This is a genomic window from Arthrobacter sp., from assembly GCF_030540645.1.
Lineage (GTDB): Bacteria > Actinomycetota > Actinomycetes > Actinomycetales > Micrococcaceae > Specibacter.
In genome coordinates this window covers 17,231-30,939 of sequence record NZ_JAUNVV010000037.1, presented here as the reverse complement: position 1 = coordinate 30,939, position 13,709 = coordinate 17,231, and the positions used below count along the sequence as shown (strand labels likewise).

At 62.5% G+C, this 13,709-nt stretch carries 13 protein-coding genes, 1 tRNA gene and 1 pseudogene; 4 read left to right on the top strand and 11 right to left on the bottom strand.

All coding sequences use genetic code 11. The features are described 5' to 3' along the window. Positions 1-140: 140 nt before the first annotated feature. Positions 141-533, bottom strand: a complete 393-nt coding sequence (locus tag Q4P21_RS08850) for a nuclear transport factor 2 family protein (RefSeq protein ID WP_303388417.1) — start codon at positions 531-533, stop codon at positions 141-143. A gap of 90 nt (positions 534-623) precedes the next feature. Here Q4P21_RS08850 and Q4P21_RS08845 point away from each other — a divergent pair, with 90 nt between their 5' ends. Continuing rightward, a complete protein-coding gene (locus Q4P21_RS08845) occupies positions 624-1,265 on the top strand; it encodes a TetR/AcrR family transcriptional regulator (RefSeq protein ID WP_303388416.1) in 642 nt (213 codons plus the stop codon). 112 nt (positions 1,266-1,377) lie between these two features. Here Q4P21_RS08845 and Q4P21_RS08840 read toward each other — a convergent pair. From Q4P21_RS08840 to Q4P21_RS08800, 9 genes are all read right to left on the bottom strand, one after another. Then, a tRNA-Pro gene (locus Q4P21_RS08840) sits at positions 1,378-1,451 on the bottom strand. Positions 1,452-1,549: 98 nt separating this feature from the next. After that, complete coding sequence (gene der / locus Q4P21_RS08835; RefSeq protein WP_303388415.1) at positions 1,550-3,106, bottom strand: ribosome biogenesis GTPase Der; 1,557 nt, start codon at positions 3,104-3,106, stop codon at positions 1,550-1,552. A gap of 2 nt (positions 3,107-3,108) precedes the next feature. Beyond that, the gene (locus Q4P21_RS08830) at positions 3,109-3,825 is read right to left on the bottom strand and encodes a 1-acyl-sn-glycerol-3-phosphate acyltransferase (protein ID WP_303388414.1); all 717 of its coding nucleotides are present in this window, start codon (positions 3,823-3,825) and stop codon (positions 3,109-3,111) included. Next, complete coding sequence (cmk, locus tag Q4P21_RS08825) at positions 3,822-4,565, bottom strand: (d)CMP kinase (protein ID WP_303388413.1); 744 nt, start codon at positions 4,563-4,565, stop codon at positions 3,822-3,824. The genes Q4P21_RS08830 and cmk overlap by 4 nt, the downstream gene beginning before the upstream one ends. After that, on the bottom strand, positions 4,562-5,680 hold the full coding sequence (locus Q4P21_RS08820; RefSeq protein ID WP_303388412.1) for a prephenate dehydrogenase: 1,119 nt from the start codon (positions 5,678-5,680) through the stop codon (positions 4,562-4,564). Before Q4P21_RS08820 ends, cmk begins: the two co-directional genes overlap by 4 nt. A gap of 7 nt (positions 5,681-5,687) precedes the next feature. After that, positions 5,688-6,776, bottom strand: coding sequence for a pseudouridine synthase (locus Q4P21_RS08815; protein ID WP_303388411.1), 1,089 nt, complete (start codon positions 6,774-6,776; stop codon positions 5,688-5,690). Between the two features lie 36 nt (positions 6,777-6,812). After that, entirely contained in the window at positions 6,813-7,430 is a 618-nt protein-coding gene (scpB, locus tag Q4P21_RS08810; RefSeq protein ID WP_303388410.1) for an SMC-Scp complex subunit ScpB, read from the bottom strand. Further along, positions 7,423-8,298 carry a ScpA family protein gene (locus Q4P21_RS08805; protein WP_303388419.1) on the bottom strand — a complete coding sequence of 292 codons (876 nt, stop codon included), beginning with the start codon at positions 8,296-8,298 and terminating at the stop codon, positions 7,423-7,425. The genes scpB and Q4P21_RS08805 overlap by 8 nt, the downstream gene beginning before the upstream one ends. Before the next feature lie 28 nt (positions 8,299-8,326). Next, entirely contained in the window at positions 8,327-9,208 is an 882-nt protein-coding gene (locus Q4P21_RS08800) for a ParA family protein (RefSeq protein WP_207345327.1), read from the bottom strand. 177 nt (positions 9,209-9,385) lie between these two features. On the opposite strand from Q4P21_RS08800, the gene Q4P21_RS08795 reads away from it, so the two are divergent. The 3 genes from Q4P21_RS08795 to Q4P21_RS08785 all read left to right on the top strand — a co-directional run bounded on the left by Q4P21_RS08795 (position 9,386) and on the right by Q4P21_RS08785 (position 13,266). Beyond that, entirely contained in the window at positions 9,386-10,120 is a 735-nt protein-coding gene (locus Q4P21_RS08795; protein WP_303388409.1) for an ABC transporter ATP-binding protein, read from the top strand. 7 nt (positions 10,121-10,127) lie between these two features. Next, positions 10,128-11,801, top strand: coding sequence for a DUF6297 family protein (locus tag Q4P21_RS08790; RefSeq protein ID WP_303388408.1), 1,674 nt, complete (start codon positions 10,128-10,130; stop codon positions 11,799-11,801). Positions 11,802-11,985: 184 nt separating this feature from the next. Continuing rightward, positions 11,986-13,266, top strand: coding sequence for a dicarboxylate/amino acid:cation symporter (locus tag Q4P21_RS08785; RefSeq protein ID WP_303388407.1), 1,281 nt, complete (start codon positions 11,986-11,988; stop codon positions 13,264-13,266). A gap of 105 nt (positions 13,267-13,371) precedes the next feature. Here the strand turns inward: Q4P21_RS08785 and prpE are convergent. Next, a pseudogene (gene prpE / locus Q4P21_RS08780) lies at positions 13,372-13,709 on the bottom strand (propionyl-CoA synthetase); the annotation flags it as partial.

The following is a 13,709-nucleotide window of genomic DNA, read 5'->3' as shown; positions in this document are numbered from 1 at the left end:
CGACCAGACCTGTCCCGGCGTAACTGGAACGTCGAGAACAGCCCCTCCGCTCCGATTCAATTTGTTGCCCATGACCTATTTTCCTCCTACTTCGTACCGCGTGCGATGCAGTCGCCAGTGCGGTGTTGGCCTGACTTGAGCTACGCCCAGAAGGCGTCAACCATGTGGGTGTCGGGGAAGAACTCCCAAACCTCGACCACGACACCATCACTGATGCGGAAGACCTGCATGACGTCGTGGTCAATTACCTTGCCGACGCGCTCAGCGTGCGAGTGCTGAAGAAGGTAGGCGTAGTCAGCAGAGCCGCCAATGTCGACAACATCGATGGCAAGGGTCCCCTCCGCGCGCGTCATCAGCCCGCCCAAGTAGGCCATTGTGGCATCCCGCCCCTGCTTCGAACCAGACGTCACTCCGCTGCCCGCCGCATGCCAAGCAACGTCCTCGGCGAAGGTGGCGGCGACTGTTGCCATGTCTCCGGCTGCAATTGCGGCGTACGCGCGCCGCACCAACTCGATATTTCCTTCTGCGCTCATGACTACTGTTCTCCTTCGACTACTTCACAACGCCAAGCTGGTCGCTTAGACTCATGTTGTTTAGTTCCACTAAACTCCGACGATCAGAAAGTGTCAAGGAAAATTATGGGTCGATCCGGCAAGACTCCCAAGGGGCTCGCGACACGGGCGCGCATCGTTGAGGCAGCGACCGGGATGTTCTTGGATCGAGGGTATGTTGCCACCACCGTGGCCGCCATTGCCAAGGGGTCGGGCGTCTCTGCCCAGGCAGTGTATTTGGCTTTCGGGTCCAAGACCGCGATCCTCAAGGCAGCCGTCGACTTCGCCGCTGCCGGTGACGCAAACGAGATAGCCATGGCTGCCCGACCGTGGATGGACCAGGTGCGGGCCTGCACTGACGTCGCAGCCGCGTTGGACATCGTCGTCGAACACGCCGCCGCGTCAGTCGAGCGGTCCAGTCCGATCTATGAGGTGATTCGCACTGCATCCGCCGACCCCGAAGTCGCGCAGCTCACCGCCGACATCACTGCACAACGACTTGAATCCGTGCGCGACATCATTGTGTCGCTGTGGGGCAAGCCCGGCTTCAACCCCGCCACGACTTTCGAGGAAGCAGTCGCCATTGGATACATGTTGATAAGCCCTGAAATGTTCCGGCTCCTAGTGACCGACTGCGGATGGACGTTGCCGCGATGGCGCAGCTATCTTCGTGACTGCCTGGAAGCCCAAATGCAGGTCAGCACACCCGCTTGAGAGCCCGAGTCCCTTCACCGCGGACACCCTGCAGCCGCGGATAACGGGGACTCGGGGCACAAAAAACCCGCCGTCCCCGGCGCGAAGCCAAGGAACAGCGGGTTTGTTTCGGTCGGGCTGACAGGATTTGAACCTGCGACCCCTTGACCCCCAGTCAAGTGCGCTACCAAGCTGCGCTACAGCCCGAAAGTTCAACTTTCGGAAGGTATCTCCCGTGGCTGAACCACCTGAAAAAGCTTACCCCATATAAAAGCTGGCGTAGACCAAATCAGCTGTGACCCGCGTTACTTCTTGCGGCTGCGCTTCTCCCGAACACGCATGCTGACCTCGATGGGCGTGCCCTCGAAGCCGAAGGTCTCACGCAAACGGCGGGTAATGAAGCGGCGGTAGCCCGGATCCAGGAACCCGGTGGTGAACAGCACGAACTTCGGCGGACGGCTGGAAGCCTGCGTGCCAAAGAGGATGCGGGGCTGCTTTCCGCCACGCACGGGGTGCGGGTGTTCCGAGACCAGTTCTCCTAGGAACGCATTCAAGCGGCCCGTGGGGATGCGGCGGTCCCAGTTTTCAAGGGCCAGATCAAGGGCGGGAACCAGCTTGTCCTTGTGCCAGCCGGTCTTGGCTGAAATGTTTACGCGCGGTGCCCACTCCACATGCGCCAGGTCCTGGTCGATCTCGCGTTCCAGGTACTTACGGCGCTCGTCGTCCATCAAGTCCCACTTGTTGAACGCCAACACCAGGGCGCGTCCGGATTCAATGGCCAACTGCAGAATGCGCACATCCTGCTCGCTGAGCACCTCGTCCACGGCCATCAGCACCACGGCAACTTCGGCCTTTTCCAGCGCGGTCTGCGTGCGCAGCGACGCGTAGAAGTCGGCACCTTGCTGCATGTGCACACGGCGGCGGATGCCGGCGGTGTCCACGAAGCGCCACGTGCGGTCGCCCAACTCAATAAGCTCATCCACGGGGTCGCGCGTGGTGCCGGCAACATTGTCAACAACAACGCGTTCGGAACCGGCCAGCTTGTTCAGCAGCGAGGACTTACCCACGTTGGGACGGCCCAGCAAAGCGATGCGGCGCGGGCCTCCCGTGCGTTCCACACCGGCGACGGCGGAGAACTCCGGCAGTACATCCATGACCTTGTCCAGCATGTCTGCAACGCCGCGGCCGTGAACAGCAGAAACGGGGTACGGCTCACCCAGGCCCAGGCCCCACAGCGTGGCGGCTTCGGCTTCCTGGACTAGGTCATCGATCTTGTTGCCGACCAGGATGACGGGCTTCTTGGACTTGCGCAGCATCCGCACGATGGCTTCATCGGAAGAGGTGATACCCACCATGGCGTCAACCACCAGCAGCACGGCGTCAGCCATTTCCACGGCGATCTCAGCCTGCTCGGCAACGCGCAGGTCCAGCCCGCGGGCATCGCGCTCCCAGCCGCCGGTGTCCACGAGCGTGAAGGAACGCCCGTTCCAGTCGGCCGTGTACTGCACGCGGTCACGAGTCACCCCGGGGGTGTCCTCCACAACAGCTTCGCGGCGCCCCAGGATACGGTTCACCAGGGTGGACTTGCCCACGTTGGGCCGTCCCACAATGGCCAGCACCGGGTCCTGGCGGTGCGCGTCAACGCTGGTGCCGTCGTCGAACTCGCCGGAGAGCAGTGCTGCATCCTCGGCGTCAAGCTCATAGTTGGCAAGGCCAGCGAGAAGGCCGGCTGCGCGGGCGTCGGCGTCCTCATCGGAAATGGCCGCGACCCGCTCAGCTACATGGTCGGTGCCTGTGGGCGCATAGTCCTGGTGACCAACTTCACCATCGCTGGCGGGGGTGGGTGACGTGGAGTCGCTCATGGTTACTGTCCTTTGTGCTTTGAAGAAAGGTGGTCATCCGCAGGCAATTCCTGCCCAGTTACGGCTTGGGATGCGGAAATATGGGCCGCCAGCCGCTGGCGGATTTGTTCAGTTGCCCTGTCCATTGAAACACGGCCGGAAACTCCCGGTTCACGTGTGATCAACAGGGGTTCGCCAAACACCACGTGCAGCTTGCGCCGCGGTGCTGGAATTTTGTCGCGATGTTCCCCGGGGAGCCTGGTGCCAAGAATGGCCACAGGCACGACGGCGGCCCCCGAGTTCAGCGCCAACCACGCCACGCCGCTGTTCATGGCTGAGGCGTCCCCGCTCCCCCGGGTGCCTTCGGGCAGGATTCCGACGCAGTCGTTGCGGTCAAGGATGGCCTTGGCGTATTGCAGCGCACCACGGTCCCCGCCCCGGTTGACGGGGATTTGTCCCGAGCTGCGCAGCACCCGGCCAAGGAAGCCCTTGAACATGTCATGGCGGACCATGACATGCATGTATCGGCTGCTGGCACCGACCATGACCGGCCCGTCAAGGTAGCTCAGGTGGTTGGAGGCGAACACAACCGGTCCATGCTGGGGGATATTCTCCTGGCCCAACACGGTTGTGTTGTAGATGCCATGGTCTAGGACCCGCCCGAGCGGCCGGCTCCAGCGTGTTTTCCACCGCGGTGGCACAGCCGTGAGCACAAGCAGCGCCTTGTCCTTCTGTTTCATGCAGTCGGACCCTCATTCACGCATTGGCGCACCACATTGATGACGGCGGCCACGGTCTGTTCGAAGTCGAGGTCCGAGGAGTCCACCGTGTACACGCCGTCCGCGGCGCGCTGGAAGTCAACGACCGTTGCGTCCTTGGCGTCACGGGCCAGCACCTGTTCCGCCAGCTGCGCGGCACTCTGGGTGCCGCCGAGCTGCAGGCCCCGGCGCCTCATACGGGCTTCTTCGCTGGCGGTCAGGATCAGTCTGGCCTCGGCATCGGGCGCCACCACAGTGGTGATGTCCCTACCCTCAACGACGATGCGGTGATCGCTTGCGGCAATAATGTCCTGCTGGCGGCGCACCAACGCGGCGCGTGCGCCCAGGTTCGTGGCGACGGAGCTGACGGAAGCAGAAATCTTGGGGTCACGGATGGCGTCCGTGACGAAAATGCCGTTGACTTTCACGAACTCGGTGGCCGGCTCCAGGCTCTGCTCAATCTTGATGGTCCTGGCGGCGGCTTCAACGGCTGTCGCGTTCGCAAAATCAATGTTGGCATTGATGCAGTGCCAGGTCACGCTGCGGTACATCGCACCGGTGTCCAGGAACGCCAAACCAAGCCGCGTCGCCACGGCCTTGCTCACGCTCGACTTGCCGGAACCGGAAGGCCCGTCCATGGCAATCACAAGGGATTTACCTATGCGCAGCTGCTGCACTTCCGTGTTGTTCATTTCTGTGTTGTGCAATTCTGCGTTGCTCATTGAATGACCTTCCAACCGCGTTCCGTCAATTCGTCCACCAGCGCCACTCGTCGCGATGGCAGCACAGAGAGTTCCACCATGCCCACTTGCAGCCCGGCGGAGTGATCCAGGCGCAGGTCCTCGACGTTGACGCCAATCTCACCAATTTCGGTGAGCAGCTTCGCGATCTGGCCCGGCTTGTCATCAACAAGCACCGTAAGCCATGAGTAATGCTGGGCTGGCCCGCCGTGCTTGCCCGGGATCCGGCTCTCGCCGGCGTTGCCTTCCGCCATGAGCTGTGCCAGGTCCAAACGCGCCCCTGGTGCGGTGGGTGCGCTCAGCGTGTCGATCAGCCTGTCCAGGTCCGCGCGGACACCTTCCATGATGGTCAGCAATTTCGGGGCGTTGGCACCGAGAATCTGCACCCATAGCGTGGGGTCGCTGGCGGCGATGCGGGTCGTGTCACGCAGGCCGTTCCCGGCGAGCGAAAGCGCGTGCGGCGGCGTCTCCTGCAGCCGGCTTGCCACCAGCGACGCCATGACCTGGGGCAGATGCGAGACCAGTGCCACGGCCCCGTCGTGCTCGTCGGGGGTAAAACGGAACACCACGGCGTCCAGGTCTATCGCCAGCGAATGCGCCACCTTGATGGCGTGCGCTGAGCTTGCCTCGGACGGACATAGCACCCACGGCATGGAGTTGAAAAGCTCCCCGCGAGCGGCAACCGGCCCGGAGCGTTCCCGCCCGGCCATGGGGTGCGTGCCCACATACCGCGCCAGCGCAACCGCATCCAACGCCGTCGCATCCGAAGCCACGATGGCTTGGATTTCGGCGAGCACGGAGCCCTTGACACTGGCAATGTCAACCACGACGGCGGACGGGTACCGAACAAGCGCGGCTGCCACCACGTGGGCGGTGACGTCCGGCGGAGCGGCCACGACAACAAGCTCGGGGCTCAGTGCCTCGGCCGCGTCAAAGGCGCGCCCGGCACCGATGTCCACGGCAACTGCCTGCGCTGACGGCGAAGGGTCGCTCAGAACAACGTCAAGGCCGTGCGCACGCAGCCCCAGCCCAATGCTGGCCCCCAGCAGTCCGCTACCAAGAACCAGCACCGGCCCGCACAAGTGCGAAGGATTCATCCGCTGTTTACATCCCCACGTCTGCGAGCAGGTAGCCAACTTCATGGCGGCCCAAAACGCGGACACTCCCCTGGCGCTGGTCGCCCAGGGCAATGGGACCGAACTTCACGCGGACCAGACGTTCAACGGGGTAGCCCACTGCGTCGAACATGCGGCGCACAATGCGGTTTTTGCCGGAGTGGAGCACCACTTCAGCGAGCACGTGGCCCGGTGTTGAATCAACAAGGCGGAAGGAGTCCACCTTTTGCCAGCCGTCCTCAAGCTCCACGCCGTCCTTGAGCTGGGCGCCAACGCCGTGGGCCATCGGGCCGCGCACCTGGACCAGGTAGGTCTTGGGGATGCCGTATTTCGGGTGGCTGAGACGGTTGGACAGTTCGCCGTCGTTCGTCAACAGCAGCAAGCCCTCGGTGTTGGTGTCCAGGCGGCCCACGTGGAACAGGCGCTCACGGGTCTGGCGCTTCTTCAGGAAGTCGCTGATGCACGGGCGGCCCTCGGGGTCATCCATCGTGGAAACGACACCCTTGGGCTTGTTGAACACCATGTAGACCATGGACTCGTTCGTCTGGATAGTCATGCCGTCAACGGCAATTTCCACGATTTCCGGATCCACGCGCAGACCCAACTGGGTGACGGTGACGCCGTCAACCTGGACGCGGCCTTCAAGGATCATGTCTTCACACAGGCGGCGCGATGCCACACCAGCCTGTGCCATAACCTTTTGCAGGCGCACGCCGTCAACATTGTGAATGTCAATGTCATCCGTGGTGCGCTCCGGGCGGCGGTTCTGCTCGGTGGGCCGGTTCTTGCTTGAGGAGACGGTGCGCCCGTATTGTTCGTTCTTGAACGGGCGGGCACCGGTCTGGCTGGGCTTGCGGGCGCCGGGCTTTGAACTGGCACCCTGGTAGCCGCCTGACTTGGGCGCACCGGCCTTGCCACCGGACTTGAAGCCGCCCGATTTCGGTGAACCGGCCTTGAAGCCGCCTGCCTTCGGCGCTCCTGAGCGCGGTGCACCTGACTTCGGTGCACCAGAGCGGGGCTTGCCGCCTCGGGGTTGATTCTGTCCGGACGAGCTTCCGGAACGGGGCGACGGTGTCATTGAATAATCCTTAGGGTGTTAAAAGTTGTGGTCATGCTAAAAGTGTGAATCATCGAAATCCTGGAGGTTTTCCAGACCGGGCAGGTGCGGTGCAATCCGCGGCAGTTCTTCCACGTCCCCCAACCCCAGCCGTTCCAAAAAATACGCCGTGGTGCGGTACAAGAATGCCCCGGACACCGGATCGGTGCCCACTTCCTCAATCAGCCCGCGCTGTGCAAGCGTCCTCACCACCGAGTCCACGTTGACTCCGCGAATCGCGGAAACACGGGCTCGTGAAACTGGCTGGCGGTAGGCAATCACCGCCAAAGTCTCCAAGGCTGCCTGCGTGAGCCGGGCCGTTTGGCCGTCCACAACAAACTGGGACACAATCTCGGCGTAAGCAGCGCGTGAATAAACACGCCATCCTCCGGCCAGTTGCCGAAGTTCAAAGCCGCGAACCGGTAAGGTGCCACCCTCTCCAGTATAGCCGTCGTACTCCCTCGCCAGTTCGTGCAATAGCTCACGTACCGTGGATGTGCGCAGGCCAACAACATGGGCCAGTTGTTCTTCGCCAACAGGTTCGTCAACCACCATCAGAACAGCTTCCAGGGCGGCCTTGACACTATTCCTGGTTTCCAGCGATTCAGTTTCCGGTTGGTCAAGGTTGTCAGACATGGCTGCCCACCGCCTCCTGATCGAAGTCGCTGTCAGTCCTGGGGGAATGAACCACGCCGGCACTCCACCGCACCAGCAATTCCCCCAGCGGGTTGGCTTGGTCGAACGCCACCATTTGGTCCCTGAACAGTTCAAGCAGGGCCAGGAAGCGGGCAATGACCACCATGGACGTGGCGGCGTCAGCTGTCAGGGTGGCAAACGAAAGGGCAGGTGCGCTCCAGCTGGAATGCTCCGCACCGGCGTCGGGCATCCCCGCCGTCAGTAAAGCCATGATGATGGCGGCCTGGTCCCTAACGCTGACGGGCTGCACATGCAGGTGCGCCACACCCACGTGCGTGCTGGGCGCTTCCTTCGTTTCCATCGCCTTGGCGGCCAGAGCGGCAAATTGCTCCGGGGTATGCCTCCACACCAATTCGGGCAACAGAGCCGCGAAGTGTGGTTCCAACCCCACTTGGCGGGGGAAGCGCTGGGCTTCACGGTCAAGTTCGGCACCCATGATGGTGGCAACTTCCTTGAAGGCCTTGTACTGCAGGAGCCGCGCAAACAGGAGGTCGCGGGCTTCCAGGAGAGCCAGGTCTTCATCGCTCTCCACCTCCCCTGCGGGCAGGAGGCGGGCGGCTTTCAAGTCCAAAAGGGTTGCGGCCAGCACCAGGAATTCACTGGCTTCATCCAGCGCCCATTCCTGGCCGAGCTCCTGCAAGGCCTTCAAGTAGCTGATGAATTCATCGGTGACTGTGGCGATCGCCACGTCCGTGATGTCCATCTCATGCTTGGAAATCAAGCCCAAAAGCAGGTCGAAGGGGCCCGTGAAGTTGTCCAAACGGACTTCAAAACGTGCGGGTTTCCCTGCCTGCGTGCCTGCCGCGATCCCCGCGACCTGTGGTGTTTGCGCCAAGTTACGGAGCGCCTCCGCGGGCGATCAGTTCTTTCGCCAGGCGGCGGTATGATTCGGCGCCCTGGTGGTTGCCCGCATACGTGGTGATGGGTTCGGCCGCCACGGATGCGTCCGCGAACTTGATGGTTCGCTTGATGACGGTTTCAAAAACCTTGTCGCCGAATGCTTCCACCAGGCGGGCCAGGACCTCGCGGGCATGAAGGGTGCGGGCGTCGTACATGGTGGCCAGCACGCCGTCGACCTGCAGTCGCGGGTTCAGGCGGTCCTGGACCTTGTCAATGGTTTCCACCAACAAGGCCACGGCGCGCAGCGAGAAGAACTCGCAGATCAGCGGGATGATCACGCCGTGGGCGGCCGTGAGTGCGTTGACCGTCAACAGGCCAAGTGACGGCTGGCAGTCAATGAGGACCACGTCGTAGTCGTCCTCGACCTTGCGCAGTGCGCTGGCCAGGACCTGCTCGCGGGCCACCTCGTTGACGAGCTGCACCTCAGCGGCGGACAAGTCAATGTTCGCCGGCAGGATGTCGATGTTCTCGATCTCCGTATGGATGATGGCGTCGCGGATGTCCACCTTGCGGTCCATCAAAACGTTGTAGACGGTGATGTCGAGTTCGTGGGGGTTGGTGCCCAGCCCGGCAGAAAGCGCGCCCTGCGGGTCGAAGTCGACGAGCAGCACTTTGCGCCCAGCCTCGGCGAGGGCGGCACCCAAGTTGATGGTCGACGTCGTCTTTCCCACCCCGCCCTTTTGGTTCACCATCGCGATGACTCGGGCCGGACCGTGGGACGAAAGAACCGGCGGTTCGGGGAATTCCGTCAGGGGGCGCCCTGTGGGGCCCAGTACGTCCTCGCCGGCGAGTGCCGTTGCACCCTGCTCGTTGCTCACCTGTCAGTCCACTCTTTCGCTGCTAATTTATACACCACTACCACCCTCTAGGTTACCGGTTCTGGAGGAGAACTTTTGGACATTTGCCGCCGACGGGTTTTGAGCCTTGACCCTCAAGTGGAAGCTGAACGTTACCTGAGAGGGTTCATTGAGATCACGAGCCTATACTTCCAAGTGATGAGCAAAGCAACCAGTCCCTCCCGCAAGTCCCCTCCCTCACGCCCAGATGTGGTGCGTGCTGAGAAGCTAGAAGCCGGCTACAGCGGCAAAGGCGTGTGCGGCATTGTCAGCTTCAGCTTGCACGCCGGGCAGTCACTGTCGTTGGTGGGGCCCAATGGTGCAGGCAAGTCCACAGTTGTTAAAACGGTGGTGGGCCAGCTGGAGCCGGTGTCCGGAATCACATTGATCAACGGCTCCGAAGTTGATGACCGCACACTGGATTTTCGCCGTGAGGTGGCAGTTGTTTTCGATGATGATGCCTTTTTCCCGGCCTTGACGGTTGAGGAGCATCTGGCCATTGTCTCGGCCGGGCATGGCGTGGAAGATGTGGAGGACGTCATTGCCACCGAGCTGGAGTTCTTTGGACTGACGGCCATGGCGAAATCGCGGCCTTACAACCTTTCCTCGGGACAGCGCCGCAGGATGCTGCTCGCCTCGGCGTTTGTGCGACCGCGCTCTCTGCTGGTGCTCGATGAGCCGGAGCAGCGTCTGGACACAGCCATGCGGCACAAGCTGGCCACGCGCTTGCGAGCTGAGGTGGATGCCGGGCTTGCCCTACTGGTGGTCACGCACGACCCCGATTTTCTCGACACGGTGGCCACCAAGGCGCTGTTCATTGCGGACACCATCCACACCATGACGCCGAAGCAGGCAGCCACCGCCATCGCCTCCGAGAACCCGCACGCGGACTAGGCACCTCATGAGTATGAAGATCAATCAGCGCTTCAGCGCCAAAGACATCCGCCAATACACGTTCCGCGCCGGACTCAGCCGCACCGAGGGCGGACTGTTGGAACTCGTCTCCGAGGTTTACACGTCCATTTTGGGCGCCCTGACCCTGCTCACCATGGCCGGGGCGCTCATCGTGGCCCTACGCCACAGCTTGGGCGTGGGGGACGAGTCTGCACTGCTGGCCTCCGCCGTCGCCCCCGGATTCCACTCCGTGACCCTGCTCCAGGCCAGCGCAACGGTGCTGTTGACACTGGCAGCGGCCCTGTTGTCGGTGGAGATGACCATGGGTCCGGTAGCCATGACCCTGCCGCAGACTGCCTGGTGGCTGGGACTTCCCGTCCGCCGTCGTGGTTTCATCCAGCCGGGATTCCTGAAGTCACTGATCTGGCCGTCGGCCGCTGCAGTAGTGGTGGTGCTCCCCATGGCCCTGGGCATGGTGGCTGAGCCCACGCCCGGCCGGTTGGCGCTGTCGGTTTTGTGCGGCCTGGGCCTGGCCTGGTTGCTGTACGGCATCGCCTGCTGGTGCCAAATCACCGATTCCGGCGCGTGGTTGAAGAAGGTCATGGGTGCCATCACGCTGCTCGCGCCGCTGACACTGGTGGCCACGGCGCTGTACAACAACGTTGCCGGTGGTGACGCCATCACGGCTGCCAACACGGCATGGATGGAATACCTGCCCACCAGCTGGCCCTTGTTGGTGGCCGACGGCGCAACCTGGCCGTTGCTGCTGGTGGTCCTTGCGCTGGGCTTGCTTGCCCTGGTGTTTTTGCATCTTGAACGCATCACCACCGCGCAGCTGAAGGCCAGCGCCGCAGCTGGTGCCTATGCAACCAGCTCCTTGCTGTCGATGGACGCCACCGAGTTGTCCCGATCTCTGGGTGGAGCGACCTCCGTGGGAAAGAGCAAAGTCCGGCTACCGCTGATCTTCAAGGGTGGCACGGCTTTCTCCCGCAGCGTCAAGACGCTCATCAGCACTCATGCCACCATGGCACTGCGCTCCCCCGCCACGCTGTTGCGTGTGCTGGTGCTCGCCGCAGTGCCAGCTTCATTGGCCTCAGTGGAGTTTTTGGGCAATGCAATCCTGATTGCCGTGGCGTTGTACCTGTGCGCACATTTTGCTGCGACCACACTGGGGGCCACGGCCCGGTTCTCCGCAGGCAACCCGGCCGTGGACATGCTCATGCCACTGCCCGCCAAAACAGTGCGCTTGGTGCACTACGTGGTGCCGGCTGTGCTCATGACATTGTGGGCGCCCATCTGCTTTGGTTTGCTGCTGGCGCTCGGCGTGGGCTCACCGTCGCTGCTTATTCTTGCGATCCTAGCCGGGCCGGGTCTCGGTGCAGCCACGTTACGTGCGGCTTTCCGGCCCACTCCGGACTGGAACATGCCGGCGGTTGCCTCCCCGACGGGACCCATCCCGATGGGTGCCATCAAGGCCTTTTTGATTGGTCCGGACCTGACCCTGATCGTGCTGCTGCCGGTGCTGATCGCCCTGATAGCAGGCGGTGTCCCGGCCATCGCCTTCCCGATCCAGCTGTCACTGACCTTTTTGGCCTACACGTGGGGCACGCACATACGCAAGCCCAAGTCAGCCAAGGACGCCGGCCTGTTCGGCATGGCACCGGTCCCCGTGAAGAAATAGCCGGCACTCAATACTGCAGCTGATGCGGGTCACAGCGCCGGACACCCGCATCAGGTGCGGTGCGGACGCCGCGCCGGATTGTGTGGCACAGCCCACACCGTTTACTATGGCTGAGGCGTGCTCTGCGCCACACCTACACCGCGCCTACCCGCGTGTCTCACATCCTTCGACCCGAGGACACCCCTTGAAGAAGTTAAAATCGATCCCCCTGCTCGGCTGGATCATCATGGCCATCATCCTCGGCATTCTCACCGGCCCCATCATGCCCGTGTGGCTTGGCAGCCTGTTCCTGACCTACAACTCGATCTTCTCGGGGTTCCTGGGCTTTATAGTGCCCTTGATCATCCTCGGGCTCATCATGCCTGCCGTTGCCGAACTCGGCAAGGGCGCCGGAAAGTGGCTCGGCATCACCGCCGCGATCGCCTACGGCTCCACGATCCTCGCTGGATTGCTTGCGTACTTCGTAAGCCGGTGGCTGTTCACGTCGACACTGTCCGGCGGCGGTCTCAAGGAATTTGGAGCAGAATCCGGATCAGGATTCACCCCGTTCTTGACGGTCGTGAGCAGTGCAGGAGACTCCGCGACTGAGATCGTGCTTCCTCCGGTGATTGGTGTCATGAGCGCCCTGGTGCTCGCGTTCGTGATCGGTATAGGTCTCACCGCGTTCCACAGCAAGGTGCTCTTCCGTGGGGCCGTTGAGTTCCGTACCATCATCGAAGCCGTGATCCGCAGGCTGATTGTTCCCGCACTGCCGCTGTTCATCTTCGGCATCTTCATGGACTTGTCCGCGAGCGGCTCCGCCATGGTAGTCGTGACGAAGTTCCTGCTCGTGGCGGTTGTGTCCCTTGCGTTGACGTTCGTGGTGCTGCTCGCGCAGTACACGGTGGCTGGCACCATGTCAGGAAAGAACCCGTTGAAGGCTCTGTGGACCATGCGCGATGCATACTTCACGGCACTTGGCACCTCATCCTCAGCCGCAACCATCCCCGTAACGCTGGCGTCCACCAAGAAGAACAGCGTCTCCGACTCGGTAGCAGGCTTCGTTGTACCGCTTTGCGCCACGATTCACCTGTCCGGTTCGATGGTGAAGATCACCTGCTTCTCAATCGCGGTACTGCTCCTTACCGGCGGTGACGTGTCGTTCGCGGCATACCTGCCGTTCATCTTGATGCTGGGCATCATGATGATCGCCGCCCCAGGAGTTCCCGGCGGCGCCATTGCCGCCGCTGCGGGCCTGCTCACGCAGATGCTTGGGTTCGGCGAAATCGAGGTGGGGCTCATGTTCGCGGCGTACATTGCGCTCGACAGCTTCGGAACGGCCGCGAATGTGACCGGCGATGGCGCGATTGCCCTGGTCATGAACAAGCTCACGCGCGGCCATCTCGGCTCGCAGGCACAGGATCCGGCCGACGAAGACGTTGAAGCCGGAGAAGGCGGCGAAACCGAAGTCCACGCCCTGGCTTAGTAGGGAACTGCAGCATTCATGTTGCAGCTGATGCGGGTCCCGGAGACGGCCACCCGCGTCAGCTGCACTATGAACAAGGCCCGTGGGCAAAATCCCGGGCGAGGTCTAGTTCGGCCGCAGGATCGGACGCAGGTAGTCCACCACGGAGCCGTCCTCGATGGTGGAGGGCACCGTGTAGTCGTCCCCGTCGGCAATCTGGCGCATGGTCTTGCGTAGGATCTTCCCTGAACGTGTTTTGGGCAGGGCGTCCACAATGGTGGCGTTCTTGAAGTCAGCCACGGGCCCGATCTCCTTACGCACCAGCGCCACCAATTCACGCTCCAAGTCGGCGGCTTCAATGGCCACCCCGGCCTTGAGCACCACGAAGCCCACAGCTTTTTGGCCCTTCAGCGTGTCAGCAATGCCAATGACGGCGCATTCAGCCACGGCAGGGTGCGTGCCCA